The organism is Paenibacillus farraposensis, from assembly GCF_020736845.1.
In the GTDB taxonomy this organism is placed as follows: Bacteria; Bacillota; Bacilli; order Paenibacillales; family Paenibacillaceae; genus Paenibacillus; species Paenibacillus farraposensis.
In genome coordinates this window covers 1-774 of the sequence record NZ_JAFFQR010000034.1, presented here as the reverse complement: position 1 = coordinate 774, position 774 = coordinate 1, and the positions used below count along the sequence as shown (strand labels likewise).

At 54.0% G+C, this 774-nt stretch carries 1 rRNA gene; it reads right to left on the bottom strand.

The features are described 5' to 3' along the window. Nucleotides 1–46 precede the first annotated feature (46 nt). A 23S ribosomal RNA gene (locus JO375_RS06740) occupies nucleotides 47–774 on the bottom strand; the annotation flags it as partial.

The following is a 774-nucleotide window of genomic DNA, read 5'->3' as shown; positions in this document are numbered from 1 at the left end:
TTACACCCTGAAAACTGGATCCGAAACTCCACTTGCGTTCTATTCTTAGGATAAGCCCTCGACCGATTAGTATTGGTCAGCTCCATGCATTACTGCACTTCCACCCCCAACCTATCTACCTCGTCGTCTTCAAGGGGTCTTACTAATTGGGAAATCTCATCTTGAGGGGGGCTTCACGCTTAGATGCTTTCAGCGCTTATCCCTTCCGTACATAGCTACCCAGCTGTGCTTCTGGCGAAACAACTGGTACACCAGCGGTACGTCCATCCCGGTCCTCTCGTACTAAGGACAGCTCCTCTCAAATTTCCTACGCCCACGACAGATAGGGACCGAACTGTCTCACGACGTTCTGAACCCAGCTCGCGTACCGCTTTAATGGGCGAACAGCCCAACCCTTGGGACCTACTTCAGCCCCAGGATGCGATGAGCCGACATCGAGGTGCCAAACCTCCCCGTCGATGTGGACTCTTGGGGGAGATAAGCCTGTTATCCCCAGGGTAGCTTTTATCCGTTGAGCGATGGCCCTTCCATGCGGTACCACCGGATCACTAAGCCCGACTTTCGTCCCTGCTCGACTTGTAGGTCTCGCAGTCAAGCTCCCTTCTGCCTTTGCACTCTTCGAATGATTTCCAACCATTCTGAGGGAACCTTGGGGCGCCTCCGTTACTCTTTAGGAGGCGACCGCCCCAGTCAAACTGCCCACCTGACACTGTCCTCGCACCGGCTTACGGTACCAAGTTAGAACCTAGATACGATCAGGGTGGTATCCCAAGG